The 15,229-nt window shown below is 39.4% G+C and carries 11 protein-coding genes; 5 read left to right on the forward strand and 6 right to left on the reverse strand.

Going from position 1 to position 15,229, the window contains the following annotated elements; all coding sequences use genetic code 11:
* Positions 1-168: 168 nt before the first annotated feature.
* The gene (gene pepT / locus V7124_RS22095) at positions 169-1,395 is read left to right on the forward strand and encodes a peptidase T (RefSeq protein ID WP_335493562.1); all 1,227 of its coding nucleotides are present in this window, start codon (positions 169-171) and stop codon (positions 1,393-1,395) included.
* Between the two features lie 50 nt (positions 1,396-1,445).
* Here the strand turns inward: pepT and V7124_RS22100 are convergent, their stop codons facing one another.
* Entirely contained in the window at positions 1,446-2,351 is a 906-nt protein-coding gene (locus V7124_RS22100) for a LysR family transcriptional regulator (protein WP_335493564.1), read from the reverse strand.
* 128 nt (positions 2,352-2,479) lie between these two features.
* Between V7124_RS22100 and gdhA the strand changes: the two genes are divergently transcribed.
* Positions 2,480-3,862: an NADP-specific glutamate dehydrogenase gene (gene gdhA / locus V7124_RS22105; RefSeq protein WP_335493566.1), complete on the forward strand. Its 1,383-nt coding sequence runs from the start codon at positions 2,480-2,482 to the stop codon at positions 3,860-3,862.
* Positions 3,863-3,898: 36 nt separating this feature from the next.
* Here gdhA and V7124_RS22110 read toward each other — a convergent pair whose 3' ends face one another.
* Entirely contained in the window at positions 3,899-5,107 is a 1,209-nt protein-coding gene (locus tag V7124_RS22110; protein WP_335493608.1) for a dicarboxylate/amino acid:cation symporter, read from the reverse strand.
* 226 nt (positions 5,108-5,333) lie between these two features.
* Between V7124_RS22110 and V7124_RS22115 the strand changes: the two genes are divergently transcribed.
* The gene (locus V7124_RS22115; RefSeq protein WP_335493568.1) at positions 5,334-6,050 is read left to right on the forward strand and encodes an urease accessory protein UreH domain-containing protein; all 717 of its coding nucleotides are present in this window, start codon (positions 5,334-5,336) and stop codon (positions 6,048-6,050) included.
* 38 nt (positions 6,051-6,088) lie between these two features.
* On the opposite strand, the gene V7124_RS22120 is transcribed toward V7124_RS22115, so the two are convergent.
* From V7124_RS22120 to V7124_RS22130, 3 genes are all read right to left on the reverse strand, one after another.
* Positions 6,089-6,670 (reverse strand): hypothetical protein, encoded by a 582-nt coding sequence (locus tag V7124_RS22120; protein ID WP_335493570.1) that lies wholly within the window; start codon positions 6,668-6,670, stop codon positions 6,089-6,091.
* Positions 6,671-6,682: 12 nt separating this feature from the next.
* Positions 6,683-7,855, reverse strand: a complete 1,173-nt coding sequence (locus V7124_RS22125) for a ParM/StbA family protein (RefSeq protein ID WP_335415029.1) — start codon at positions 7,853-7,855, stop codon at positions 6,683-6,685.
* A gap of 319 nt (positions 7,856-8,174) precedes the next feature.
* Positions 8,175-8,636, reverse strand: coding sequence for a DUF3052 domain-containing protein (locus tag V7124_RS22130; protein ID WP_420490582.1), 462 nt, complete (start codon positions 8,634-8,636; stop codon positions 8,175-8,177).
* Positions 8,637-9,038: 402 nt separating this feature from the next.
* On the opposite strand from V7124_RS22130, the gene V7124_RS22135 reads away from it, so the two are divergent.
* Positions 9,039-11,414 carry an immune inhibitor A domain-containing protein gene (locus V7124_RS22135; protein WP_335493575.1) on the forward strand — a complete coding sequence of 792 codons (2,376 nt, stop codon included), beginning with the start codon at positions 9,039-9,041 and terminating at the stop codon, positions 11,412-11,414.
* A 113-nt stretch (positions 11,415-11,527) separates the two neighbouring features.
* On the opposite strand, the gene V7124_RS22140 is transcribed toward V7124_RS22135, so the two are convergent.
* Complete coding sequence (locus V7124_RS22140) at positions 11,528-13,660, reverse strand: peptidase M6 (RefSeq protein WP_335493577.1); 2,133 nt, start codon at positions 13,658-13,660, stop codon at positions 11,528-11,530.
* 292 nt (positions 13,661-13,952) lie between these two features.
* Here V7124_RS22140 and ilvA point away from each other — a divergent pair, with 292 nt between their 5' ends.
* The gene (gene ilvA, locus V7124_RS22145; protein WP_335493610.1) at positions 13,953-15,146 is read left to right on the forward strand and encodes a threonine ammonia-lyase; all 1,194 of its coding nucleotides are present in this window, start codon (positions 13,953-13,955) and stop codon (positions 15,144-15,146) included.
* Positions 15,147-15,229: the final 83 nt, after the last annotated feature.

Genomic DNA, 15,229 nt, shown 5'->3' on the forward strand with positions numbered 1-15,229 from the left:
ATACGCAACTAAATCCTGCCATACGCAACTAAATCCTGCTATACGCAACTAAATCCTGCCATACGCAACTAAATCCAACCCATCCGCCACAGCCACATCCCATTTCCGCCCACGCCCCTTTACATGCTATTATTAGGATGTATAAATTGAAAGGGGAGTGCTGTACACGTGAAGAATGAGATTATTGAACGATTTACTTCCTATGTGAAGGTGGATACGCAGTCGAATGAGAGCAATGAAAATTGTCCTTCTACACCAGGACAACTCACATTAGCCAACATTCTCGTTGAGGAATTAAAGTCGATTGGGATGGAAGAGGTAACCATTGATGAAAATGGCTATGTAATGGCAACCTTACCATCCAATACAGAAAAAAACGTGCCAACGATTGGCTTCTTAGCACATGTCGACACAGCGACCGATTTTACCGGCACCAATGTGAACCCGCAAGTCATTGAAAACTATGATGGCAACGATATAACCCTAAACCCAAATGTCACCATGACAACAAAGGATTTCCCAAGCCTGCCAAGCTATAAAGGTCATACACTCATCACTACGGATGGAACAACCCTTCTAGGTGCTGACAACAAAGCGGGAATCGCTGAAATCATGACCGCAATGGCATACCTCATTCAACATCCAGAAATCAAACATGGTAAGGTGCGCGTTGCGTTCACGCCCGATGAGGAAATTGGCAGAGGTCCACATAAGTTTGACGTAAAAGCCTTCGATGCCAAGTATGCCTATACCGTGGATGGCGGACCGCTAGGGGAGCTAGAATATGAAAGCTTTAATGCAGCGGCGGCTAAACTCACCATTAAAGGGACCAATATTCATCCAGGTTCAGCTAAGGACAAAATGGTGAACTCGATGAAGATTGCCATGGAATTACATAGCCAGCTGCCAGCTTTAGAAGCGCCAGAACATACTGAAGGATACGAAGGATTCTATCACTTGATTTCCTTCAACGGCGATGTCGAGCAAACAAAGTTGTACTATATTATCCGTGACCACGATAAAGAAACCTTCCAAGGCCGAAAAAGCAGGATGGAACATATCGTCAACAAATTAAATAGCAAATATGGCAATGATACCATCGCACTTGATTTAAAAGATCAATATTACAATATGGGTGAAAAAATCAAACCTGTGATGGAAATTGTTGATATTGCTCAGCAGGCCATGGAGAACCTTGATATTAAACCGTTGATCAAGCCAATTCGCGGCGGTACGGATGGTTCTCAGCTTTCTTTTATGGGTCTGCCGACTCCAAATATCTTTACAGGCGGGGAAAACTTCCACGGTAAATATGAGTTTATTTCCGTCGATAATATGATCAAAGCAACAAATACCGTCATTGAAATCACCAAGCTATTTGAACAAAAAGCATAAACACAAAAGGAAGAAGTCCACACAAGTTGGACTTCTTCTTTTTCAAAAAATCACCTTTGATATTGGTCCAGCATGGCAAAGAAATCCTTTAAAAATTCATAGAAAAGCTTAACCGTAGGGAGCATCTTGCGTTCCTTTGGAATAATGACCCCGACCGTACGGGTGACTTCAGGCTCAATAATCGGTATCTTAACGGTGGAACGGGGAAATCCCTCGACCAGGGTGATTTCAGGGATGAGTGTGACTCCAAGCCCCGCCGCAACCAAACCTTTTATCGAATCAATATCTTCTCCCTCAAAGGACACTTTCGGCTGAAACCCTAGCTGTTCACAGGCATGAACAATGATTTCCCTTAAGATGAAATCCTTTGGAAACAAGACGAAGGATTCGTCCCGTAATTGGCTTAATTTTATCGAAGACCGGTCCGCTAAAGGATGGCTCAAGGGCAATAAGGACACGATTCTCTCCGTAAAAAGGGTAGTTCCTACTAGCTTCTTCTCCTGTTTTGGAACCGGCCCAATCAACGCCATATCAAATTCTCCATTATTAACTCCATCAATCAAATTCCTATACGACTCCTGTTTTAGTTGAAATTTCACCAGTGGATAGTGTTCACGAAATGCTGAAATGGTAGTTGGGAGTGTGTATGAAGCCAAGCTGCTCGGAAATCCAATTCGAATCGTCCCTTTCAAGGGGTCTAGGTATTCTTCAATTTCCCGTTGTGCCCCCTCAATCACCTTCATGGCTTGTTCCATATGTTCTAAAAACATCTGCCCGATCCGTGTCAGTTTAACATTTCGTCCTTCTCGAATGAATAAGTCGACACCAAGTTCTTTTTCCAAATTAAAAATTTGACGACTAACAGCTGATTGCGCAACATGAAGTTCCAATGCCGCTTCGGTCACATGCTCACGCTTCGCTACTTCCATAAAATATTGAATTTGTCTGAATTCCAAACTGTTCACCTCGATTCATCTCATACCGAGATGAATGTTATCTATTATTAGTATTGTTTAGATTGTTATTTAATTATAAAATATTTTCATTCGATATTCTAATATTTAAAAAATTTGGAGGGGTTGCTATGAAAACAATTGAGCAGATTAAACAAGACAACCACAGTGAAGCACTTCAATATGTGAATGAAGTGTTCAATACAGTAATGTGCCGCAATCCTTATGAATCGGAGTTTCAACAAGCCGTTAAGGAAATTTTCGACTCACTTATTCCTGTTTTTGAAAAACATCCTAAATACATGGAACAAAGTATCCTTGAAAGAATCGTGGAGCCTGAAAGAGTCATTTCCTTTCGAGTTCCGTGGGTAGATGATAATGGCAAGGCGCAAGTAAACCGCGGCTTCCGTGTACAGTATAACAGTGCAATCGGACCATATAAAGGTGGCTTACGCTTTCACCCATCCGTTAATGCCAGTATTATTAAATTCCTAGGTTTTGAGCAGACCTTTAAAAACTCATTAACTGGTCAGCCTATTGGTGGCGGTAAAGGTGGTTCTGACTTCGACCCTAAAGGTAAATCTGACGGAGAGATCATGCGCTTTACCCAAAGTTTCATGACTGAGCTTTATCGTCATATTGGTCCTGATGTCGATGTACCTGCAGGAGATATTGGTGTAGGTGCCAGAGAAATAGGCTATATGTTTGGACAATACAAGAGAATCCGCGGTGCCTATGAAGCAGGAGTGTTAACAGGTAAAGGGCTAGGCTATGGTGGCAGCTTGGCACGTACAGAAGCAACTGGGTATGGAACGGTTTACTTTGTTGAGGAAATGTTAGCTGATAAAGGACTAGGCTTTGAAGGAAGCACAGTCGTTGTCTCAGGTTCAGGTAATGTTTCGATCTATGCAATTGAAAAAGCGATCCAATTTGGAGCAAAAGTTATTGCCTGCAGCGATTCAAATGGATATGTCTATGACCCAAGTGGTATTAAGCTAGATACCGTCAAACGCATAAAAGAAGTAGAAAGAAAAAGAATCAGTGAATATGTACTTGAGCATCCAGAAGCAGAGTACTTTGAAGGCTGTACCGGTATCTGGTCGATTCCATGTGACATCGCTTTACCTTGTGCAACACAAAATGAAATTGATGAAACTGCTGCAAAAACCCTTGTTTCAAACGGGGTAAAGGCAGTCGGTGAAGGCGCCAATATGCCATCTACCCTTGAGGCTATTGAAGTATTTTTAGAAAGTGACATTTTATTTGGTCCCGGGAAGGCTGCAAATGCAGGCGGTGTAGCGGTCTCTGCTCTAGAAATGGCTCAAAATAGTCAAAGGCTAGCATGGACTTTCGAAGAGGTCGATGCAAAACTTCACCAAATTATGATTAACATCTATCGTAACAGCATGAAGGCAGCAGATGAATATGGCTATCCTGGCAACCTTGTTGTCGGTGCTAATATCGCTGGTTTCTTAAGAGTAGCAGATGCCATGATTGCTCAAGGTGTCATCTAAAAAATAGGGGTGCTCCAATAGGAGTACCCCTTTCATTTATGCACTTTTGTTAAGCCAATTCTTACCTTCAACCATTCGTGAAACCATCATCCCTGCCACATTATCTCCACTCGCATTCAACATGGTAGCTGGCGGATCAATTAATGTACTAATAGCCGCGATAATCGGTAAAGCCTCAGGCGGAAATCCGAATAAACTTAAAATAAGCATTTCTCCAATCATCCCACCACTCGGAATGGCCCCCATCACCGCGCCCACTAAAAGAGAAACACTAATGATCAAAAAGAAATTACCTATGCCACCACTATTCATATCAAAAATACCAAACAAGAAAATAATCTTTAACACGCCTCCGATAACTGAGCCATCTTTATGTAAAGCTGCTCCTAGCGGAATAGTAGTGTCCCGAATATCTTTCTTAATTCCCATCCTGCTTGAAGCCTCTAGATTGACTGGTATCGATGCTGCACTTGAACAGGTAGCCAGTGCTGTAATGGAGGGTGCCAGCATATTACTCCAAAACACTCTAATTCCTTTACCTTTCCCTGCCATAAAGGCGTAAATCGTAAAAGCAACAAAGAAATAGATGAGCGAAGCAAGATAATAAGTAATTCCTGCCTTGATATAGGAGCCTAATAAGATGGGACCGTACTGGCCCACTAATGATGCAAAATAAGCCCCAAGACCAATCGGTGCTAAGTACATTATTAAGGAAACAACCTTCATCATAACTTCAGAACCAGAGCTTAAGAAGCTCGTAAATGGCTTACCACGCTCTCCAACCGATTGAGCTGCAAAGCCAATCAGGATGGAAATCACAATTAGCGCTAACATATTGCTTCTTGAGAATAATTCAACAAAATCAGGCACTGTAAAGGTTTTTACAATTTGCGCGATTGGATTTAACTCCTCAGCACTTTCCGGTTTTATCAGTTTTATCTTTACGCCTTCACCAGGATTGACTAATTTTACGATAAAAAACATATAAATGGCTGATACAAGTCCTGTAAATAGAAAGGTTCCAAACATCCAGCCAATAATTTTCCCTAATCTGTTTGCGCCATTCATATTGGCAATCGATGAGGAAATGGTAAAGAAGATGAGCGGGACGATAATTGTGAATAAAAGATTTAAAAAGACATCACCAATAGGCTGAAACACTACTGCCTCTTCTTTCACTAAACCTACAATTGCACCAATCAAAATCGACAGTAATAGTATGATTGGAAAACGATAATTCTTCATTTTTTCCATATATTTTCTCCCTTTTGCGCAGTTAAGGCTTTTTTGCTCAATCTATCACTCCTATTATAGGATAATAGTTTTAGTCCAACTAAAGAGAAAATGAATTTTTAATAAAATTTCTGTTTAAAACTACTCCTAAAAGTTAAATAAATTCAAATATTTGTAATTGAATTCTGTGCTATAATTACCATGAATTCTTATTGTCAAACGTTTAGGGGGAGAATGAATGGAAGTAGGTTTGCTTTCCATATTAGGTTTGGGATTTGTTCTCGGCTTCAAACATGCCATTGAGCCGGATCACGTAATCGCAGTTTCAACTATTGCCAGCCAAAGTAAAAAATTATGGCGGTCGTCTTTAGCAGGTGTGTTTTGGGGAATTGGACATACAGCAACTTTATTTATTATCGGAATTATCCTCATCGTCATGAAGGGTGAAATTCCTGAAAAATATGCAATGTCATTAGAGTTTCTAGTTGGAATTATGTTAGTTTATCTTGGGGTTACGACGATTCTATCTTTTAAAAATATTCATACACATAAGCAAGAACATGATGGTGGAGTACATAAACAGGTCCATTCACATGACCATAGTGGTGAACACGGGCATCACCAGCAGCATAAAAAGGTTTCCTACCTAAAATCGATGTTCATTGGCTTGGTTCACGGCCTTGCTGGAAGCGGTGCAATGGTCGTTTTAACGATGAGTACCGTTAATAGTGCTTGGGAAGGTGCAATATATATTCTTATTTTTGGAGCAGGGACTGTTATAGGAATGCTTTTCTTTACTACACTAATCGGAATTCCGTTTGTTTTTAGTGCCAAAAAGTTTAGTTTAAATAAATCACTTACACAGATTACAGGGGTAATCAGCACCGTTTTTGGTATCTATTACATGTACAATCTAGGAATTACAGAAGGATTATTTAAACTTTGGCTGCAGTAATAAATAGGAAATGGACCCTTATAATCGGGTCCATTTTTTTATTTATTCATACTGGCCAGAAACCCGCCTAATAGGTCATCTATATCAGGCTCTTCTTCTTTTTCCTTTTCAATCAAGGGCTTCGCGCTTTCCCAATCAAACTCACTTAAATCATCATCAATGTCGGATAAATCGACCGTAGCGGACAGTTCCACTACAGCACTCCGATTATCTTGATCGTTTTGAAGTTCAGGCGATACTTCCTCTTGAAGGTACAAAGCTTCATCAATATCAATCGAACTGCTATTAAAACTAGCAAGCAGGGAGGTAGCACGTACCGGATCTGAGATTAATTGATAGATGATACTTCCTAACAACGCCTCGGAATGCTCGTGCTTCAACCAATCACGTTGTGCTTTGGTGAGTTTTTTGGGCAATGGGACGGTAATCATCTCACGCTCTCTTGCATTAACAGTACTAACGCCCTCTATGACAAACTCTGCGATTCTACTTGAAAAATTTCTTCGTTCTGTTTCCTTTAACTTTTGTAACTGTTTGATTATATGGTCAGGTGTGTCAGAGGGGACACGAAAGGAAATTGCCTGTCCCCTCTGTATTTCATTTGAGCCGGTCTTTTTCATCACATCACCCTATTAATTCGCAACAGGTTTATTCGTTTGTTCAACAACCTTTTGTTTCTCTGCCTTTTTAACAAAATCAGCGATGAGTTTGTAATAAGCATTTGCCATCATCCAAATACTCTCTTTTTCATCCTCAAAGAAATCAATGTTATAACCATCGAGATTATTATTTAACGTTTTAAGATAATCCTTAAGTACTGTCGCACCGCCGCCGACAAAATAGCAGATTTCTGTTTGTGAGTTCTTTGACCAAACGTTTCGTAATAACCGATATTGTTTCTTGGCTAAATCTAGCAGGATGCGGTCTGTTATATCATGGACACTGGTCCTGCTTCCTTTAACCATAATATGATTACGGTCGTTTTTCTTGGTAATGATTTCAACGACATCGCGACGACTGTCCAGTTCAACACCATGCTTCGTTCTGATTTCCTCACGAATTTGTTCCAATGATTCTGAGACTCCTAGATTAAAGCCTTGAGCTTTATCATCATCAACATTACGATTTTTAATAACAGCGATATCTGTTGAGAGTCCGCCAATATCCTGGATCAAAATGCGCTTATCAATGAGTTCCTTATTGATAATTTTTAAGTTATTATCCATAACTAGATTAATATACGCAGCAAAACCTTCAGGGTAGACCTTAACTTCATCAAACTTGATATTTACCTTTAGCCCCTGATATTTTGGCGTAACCAGGAACTCAACTTGATGAACAGATCCAATTAATTTTGAGCGGTAACCCGCATCCTTCCCTTCCTTAACCTCACGAAGGGGGAGGCCAGTTCCTAGGGTATAATTCGCATCGATAACGTTTTTCACCTGACGGAAATTACCTTCCTTTACAGCATCTAAAGCCAATGTAGTAAAAAGTAGGACTAAGGTTTGGTCCTCTTCAGATTTGCTGCTGCCAGGGTCTAATTCTGTGGCATTATTACTTTTTGTTGCTAGATTTCCAACACGATAAATGGCATTATTGTCTTTTAAAGCAGGGGAGTGGACTTTTATATGAATGCCATCAAGAGGGTCTTTATCGTCTAACTCTTCAATCCCAATCACTGGTCGATCCTCTGTGTCCCTCGCAATGATATTGGGAATATTCACCTCATACTCTAGCTCTCCAAAAATAGCCTTAATCGAATCATTTCCAACATCAATAGCTGCAACTCTAGAATTATTCAAATCTATCATCCTTTCATTCTTTCATATTAGAAGTAAATGAAAATATGTATCTAGCTTCTCAGGTTTAAGTCTATAGAATATTACTCGATTCCACAATGAAACTATCAAAAAGAAATGGACGCGTAAAATTGTAAACATTTTGTAATGATATGTAAACATATGCGTTTACAACGAGGACATTCCTGTACACTTAGCGTTGCACCTGGATGCATACACTTTTGTATACATGTAAACATTTTTGTAAACACCAAGTATACAAATTCGTTTACACGTAAACGAAAAACGTATACAAAAAAATAGATCCTGAATTGATCAGAATCTATTTCTTATTTGTACGTTTTTTTCCTACTTCAGTAACTGCAAAATCACGAATCATTTTCTTGATTTTTTCGGGCTTGCGGAATCGTAATGCAGACCAGTCATCGTCAATGGCAATTTGTCGAACTGGTTCATAGCCTTCATCAGAAAGCATACCTGTAACCGTTTCACGGCTGCAATCAGAGCCTTTATAAATCTTCGAAGACTTCTTTGGATAACAGAGCCAAAATAAACCATCATCTTTAACATACTGGGCAGCATTTTTAGCATATGTCTGAAGCTCTTGATTACTAGTTCCAAATACTTGAACAAACTCGTACATCTCAAGCTCAGCCTGCTGGTGAACCTCCCCTCCAAATGCTGCTTTAACCACATCATAAACCCGTGGTGCATTGCTCACTAATACAGGCTGCCCTTGGTCTTTAAAATTTAACTTTTTCAGCACAGAAGCTGCTTCTACTATCATTAAAAACCTTCCTCTCACTATGTATATTTTATATCATAACATAATCATAAGTTTTGAAAAAAGTAGTGTCCCATGCTCGAGTTGTTAACTAACTCAACATTTTTAAAAACCCTTACATATCTTCTTTACAGCATGTTTTTTGTAGAATAAAGAAATTTCTAGGTGTAGGCTGTTGTCACTTTTGGAGGAATTTTAACTACTTTTGTTTTAAATTAATTAAATATTTACAATATTCAGTTGTAGTTATATCATTATTTTACACTACTATTTTCTTAGGGACTCGAATCATTTTTGAATTTAGTTGAAATTAGTAGAAATATTTAATTTGGGAGGGATTCATACATAGTATAAATAGTAGAAACGTATTAAAAGGCAAAAGAGAAAAAAGGGAGGTTCTATATGAAGAAGAAAAAAATCTTATCAACCGCACTAACTCTGTCTTTAGGACTAGGGTTGTTTAATGTCGCTGCAATTCCGCCAAATGTAAAAGCAACTGATTTTACTCCTAACTTAACATCACAAGGTGCCCCAATCGACCTTGGCATAGCCAACGATGAGAGATTAATAGAAATGCTTAAAAAGAACGGCACAATTGCTAAGAACGCTACTCCTGCAGAGGCTGAGAAAGCCGTACAAAAATTCCTGAAAAATAAAGCGGCCGGTGCAACAAAAGAAACTGGTCAGCTCCATAAGCAGCAAAAAGAATTACAGAGTACATTAAAAGAAAAACTAGCAAACACAGGGTTAGTGAGCGGAAAAGGTAATAAACTGGGACAAACAAAGAAAAACACCGTTGACTCCGTTAAACAAGAGGCTTGGGAAGGTGGTCAGCGAAAGGATAATGTCTTAGTTTTACTAATCGAATATCCTGATTTCCCAGCTACAAATATTACAGCCAATGAAACAGATATGTATTATGATGAATACACAAAAGAACATTATGCAGACATGATCTTTGGTGACAATGGCTATACAGGTCCAAATGGAGAAAAGTTAGTTTCAGTTAAACAGTATTACGAAGAGCAATCTGGTGGTAGTTATACCATTGAAGGCGAAATTGCCGGATGGTATAAAGCTTCCAAACCGGCTGCTGCATACGGAGGAAACAACTCTAGTGATAACGACAAGGACCCTCAAGGTCTAGTAAAGGAAGCACTACGCGCTGTTGCAGCAGATGAAAATATCAACCTTAACACATATGACCAAGAGGATCGTTATGATATAGATGGCGATGGAAATTACCGTGAGCCAGATGGTCTTATCGATCACTTAATGATTGTTCATTCTAGTGTCGGTGAAGAAGCTGGCGGTGGTTCTTTGGGATCTGATGCCATTTGGTCACATCGTTCAAGTTTACCTAATGTAACAACACTTCCTGGTACTACAACTGAAGTATCATATTGGGGTGGAAGGTTAGCAGCCTATGACTACACCATTATGCCTGCAGACGGTGCAGCAGGGGTGTTCGCTCATGAATATGGTCATGATTTAGGCCTTCCTGATGAATATGATACCATCTATTCTGGTGCCGGTGAACCAGTTGAATATTGGTCACTCATGTCAGGCGGCAGTTGGGCCGGCAAGATACCTGGAACTGAACCTAGTGGTTTTAGCCCTTACGCAAAGGAATTCTTACACTCCTCCATGTCAGGAAGTAATTGGTTAACTGGAACCACTCTAAATGTAGCGGATATAACAAAGAAAGGTACTGAAGTATTACTAGACCAAGCTAATTCTAAAGGTACAAACTATGACGCTGTGAGAATTGATTTACCGGACAAAGTAACGGTGATTAATACTCCACCAGCAGGTGCATTTGAATACCATGGCGGTAAAGGTGATGAAGCAGATCACACAATGAAAACAACTGTTGACCTTACAGGAGTGAGTACAGCTACACTTGATTTCGATACCTGGTATAACATTGAAGAAGATTGGGATTTCGCAATGGTTCAAGTGTCCACTGATGGTGGAGACACATGGACGTCATTAACAACACCAAATACTAAAGCTACATTAGTTGAAGGTGGATATCCTGATATCGCCTCTAATCTGCCTGGTTACACAGGTTCAAGTAATGGCTGGATTCATGAAACAATAGATTTATCCTACTACGCTGGACAGGAAATTCAACTCCAATTTCGTTCTATGTCAGACTGGGCTGCAAACTTAGAGGGCTTCTTCGTTGACAATATTAAGGTAACGGCTGATGGAAGTGATGTATTCTTTGATGGCGCCGAAGGAGATTCTAAATTTAATTTGAATGACTTTGTTAAGCATGATGGTAAAACGGTTGCTACACACTATTATCTATTAGAGTGGAGATCGCAAAATGGTGTGGACCGTGGGTTAAAGAACATCCGTCGTGGTGCAAGCTTAATGAGCTACGATCCTGGTTTAGTTGTTTGGTATGTTGATGAAACCTATGGTGATAACTGGACTGGGATGCACCCTGGTGAAGGTTTCTTAGGAGTTGTGGACGCTGATCAGCATGTAAATTCTTGGAGTGATAAAGCCCTTGGATCCTCTCGCTACCAAATGCATGATGCTGCATTCGGTTTAAAAAAATCCGAGAAAATGTTCTTAAATTATCCTGGTCTTTTTACTATGACGGATAACTTTACTCAACGTAACCCATTATTCGATGACAGCGCGGACTACAGCAACCCTGGTCTAGTCGATGCTGGTCGTAACGTACCTAAGCACGGATTAAAATTCCGCGTTGTTGGCGAGAGTGCTGATGGTACCGTTGGTAAAGTGCTAATTTTTAAATAAAGTTGAATATGTATTGCAGATGACTCCAGTGTATTGCTGGAGTCATTTATTTTTAATCAACAAAAAAGCCCGAAATGCTGACTTTCTTTCTAGTCATTTCGGGCTTAAGCTTATTATTTATTCTTTTTTGGAGATTTTTCCTTTAGATTAATTTCATAAGTAAAGTCTACTGAATTTTTATCATCTGCAGAAGCCGCATAGGAAGTAATCATATAGTTCTTTCCATCTTTGAATAACTGTCTTAGAGTTAATGCATCCTCTTCTGTTACATTGAATGGATCGACTGTAATTACCTTGTAATTCGTTTTAGCACCCTTTTTATTACCAACTTCTTTTTCGTTGATAAATGTTACGGTGTAATTAACGTATTGACCTGCTAACTCTTGGAATGATTTGAAGTCTTCTGTAGAGCTTCCATCATTTTCAAAGCCGATCTCCGGAATTTCAATATTATCAATAAACCAACCGCCATCTGTGTGACCCCAATCTGTTAAGTATCGGAAGGAAACCAATACCTTTTGACCAGCATACTCAGTTAAATCAAACGATTCTTTTTGCCATTCTTTTATATTACCAGTAAATCCAGGTACGTTTTCTTTAATTTTCGGATAGCCTTCTGCAACAATATCACTGCGGGTGTTCTCATTTTCTAGGCTTTTCCAAGTCTTACCGCCATCAGTTGATACTTGAACCACTCCGAAATCCCACTGCTCTTCGATATCAAGGTAATTGTCAAAGTTTAAAGTTGCTGATTGAACTTCTGATAAATCCGCTTCAAGGACTATTGCATTATCCGCTTCATCCCCCTCGTTACCCCATAATACCTTATTAGCAGCGTTTGTGGGATCATCAACGGATTCCCAAGGAGAAGCTAAGAAGTCTACTCCATCAAATGAGATACTTCTAATCTTATCTTGGAATTCTAACTCTTTAAAGTCCCCACCCCAAGCAGGAACACCTTCTTTTTCAAAAGTTACAGCCTTTTCAAAGTCAACAGTTTTTCCACGCTTTGTTCCATTTTTATCAACAATAAGATCACGAAGGTTGATACTATCAAAATTATAAACTCCATCACCAACTCTATCAGAATCTAATGCTAGTGCAGTGATAAAGTTCTGGTAAAGTTGTGTAAAGTCTAGCTCAGAACCATGCGCCTTTAAAGTTTCGTTCACACTACTAATGCCCTGATTTTCACTTAATGCTAAGTCTCGAATAAATTCACGGCCAAACTTGTCATTCATATATAACGTAAATAGGTAAACTTGACCATAGTCAGCAATCGTTTCTGGGCCCGTTTTTGTTACACGGTGCTCATCCCAATTTACCAGTGAGTTTTCAGGATGATCTAAGTAGAAATTGATAGAGCTATCATCATGTCCATAACCACCAAGGTATTCAGAAAAAGTAGACATACCTTCATTTATCCATGTTTCCTCAGCCCCATCATTATCAGCATGGATTAAATGCTGTAACTCGTGAATAGTTGTGCCGAAGAAGGTAGATTCTAAACGGGTTTCCCAGCTGTTTGTATCAATAGTAATAATATTTCTATCAATATAGTTTTCTAGTGTTTGCCAAAAGAAACCGGCAACAAAGAAAGGATAAGTTGGGTCTTTGTAATTATCATCTTGGATATTATCTACGAGCATGATAACCTTATCGCTGCCCTCATAGTAACCCGCTGGGACATTTCTTCCTGCAAGTGGAGACTTTGACCCATCGTGAACATCGGGTGTTCCAAAGAACGCAGTTGCTTTCGGGTAAATATTACTATCGAATTCATTACGTAGTTTATCTACTTGCTCTTGTGTTACAACATGTGCTGGGCGAGGGTCTCCTGCTGGAAATGCAAGATTGTCAGCAACCCAAATTTCAACATTTTCACCCACGCTTCTTAATGTAAATGGTGTGAATTTTAAATTTCTATTTAAAAATTGTTTTTTCTCTCCTGGTATTGGACCAGTACTAGATGCAGTTGAATTTGTTGATGGTTGATCCTCATTAAAATTAATCTGCGCAGCCTGTTCTGCAATCTTCTTCTCAGCCTGCTTTAGATATGTATGGTCATTACTTAGTAGATTTAGCTGACCATCTATATCTACTCGATCTCCATATCGTTCTACATCCCATTTCGGTGCAGTGGCTTCAGCTGCGTTGACCTTTGAATCGCTAACGGATAATGGTGCAAAAAGTGATAGCGCTAAAGCACCAGTTGATAGAATTGATAATAGTTTTTTCTTTTTCAATTCCAAGTCCCCCCTTTTGTGTTATCTAAATAATAGTAACATATTGAATTTTTGGAATATATAGTAAATAAGGTACAAATGCATCCTGCTAAAGTTTCATTTACTGCTCAATTTATCCTGTATCTTTTTACTTATAATTGGATTTATTATACAGTTTATCCTTATGACAAAAGTCCCAAAAAGTTATTTTGATAGTATTTCCGGGAAATACTTCATAGTTTTACTACCACAGTACATCCTAAGAAAAAACAAAGTTTAAATCAGGAGGAATTAAAATTTGAATGTAGATGATATGATCATTGCCCGAGAGAAAATGAAGGGGATTGTCCATACAACTCCTCTGGACTATTCAAAGACATTTAGTCAGCTTGCACATAATGAAGTATATTTAAAGCTTGAAAACCTCCAAAAAACGGGATCTTTTAAAGTTAGAGGATCGTATAATAAGCTAATCTCATTATCAAAAGAAGAGTTAGAAAAAGGGGTTGTGGCAGCATCTGCAGGCAATCATGCACAGGGTGTAGCCTATTCCAGTCAAATGTTAGGTGTACATTGTACGATTGTCATGCCAAAGGGCGCACCACTTAGCAAGGTACTCGCTACAAGGCAGTATGGTGCAGAAGTTCTCTTAGAAGGAGCAACCTTTGATGATGCTTTAGCTTATGCCTTAGAACTTAAAGAGGAGCGGCAGGCCACCTTCATTCACGCCTTTGATGATGAAGCCATTATTGCGGGACAAGGAACAGTTGGTTTAGAAATCCTCGATCAACTACCAGACGTAGAAGCGATTATTTGTCCTATAGGCGGCGGTGGTTTAATTTCAGGAGTTGCAATGGCAGTAAAAGAGAAAAACCCTCATATTGCCGTGTATGGGGTTCAGGCATCTGCCTGTCCAAGTATGAAACAGTCCTTAAATGAAAGGAGCCTCGTGATGGTAGATTCGACACCCACCATGGCTGATGGAATTGCGGTAAAAAAGCCAGGGCAGAAAACCTTTGAAATTACCCAAAAATATGTGGATGATATTTTTTGTGTGGATGAAATGGAAATTGCTAGAACGATGCTAATGGTATTAGAGAGAAATAAACTGCTAGTAGAAGGCTCTGGAGCATGTTCCCTATCTGCGCTTTTATATAAAAAATTAAAAATCAAGGAAAGGAAGGTCGTTGCCGTTTTAAGCGGTGGAAATGTCGATATGAATTTTATATCGAGAATTATTGAACGTGGATTAGTGGAGTCAGGACGGTATGCAACCTTTACAATAACCCTAAAGGATAAGCCCGGTGAACTACAGAAGGTTTTAAGCACGCTGACAGATTTAGATGCGAATATCCAATCTGTCAATCTAAATCATATGGGCAAGAATATATACCCTGGATATGCCGGTCTGGATATCTCGGTAGAAACAAAGAATAACGAACATATCGATCTGCTGTATAAAGTCCTCAAAGAAAAAAACAACAGTGTCGAAATGACCCATTTTTAGTAGCAAGGCTGTGTTAAAGGATACTGTTGGTTTAAGAACCTGTTGATTGGAGCAGAAGGCGCTTGACTCCAGCGGGATGAACG

It is taken from the genome of Neobacillus niacini (genome assembly GCF_036961885.1).
Classification (GTDB): Bacteria; Bacillota; Bacilli; order Bacillales; family Cytobacillaceae; genus Neobacillus; species Neobacillus niacini_H.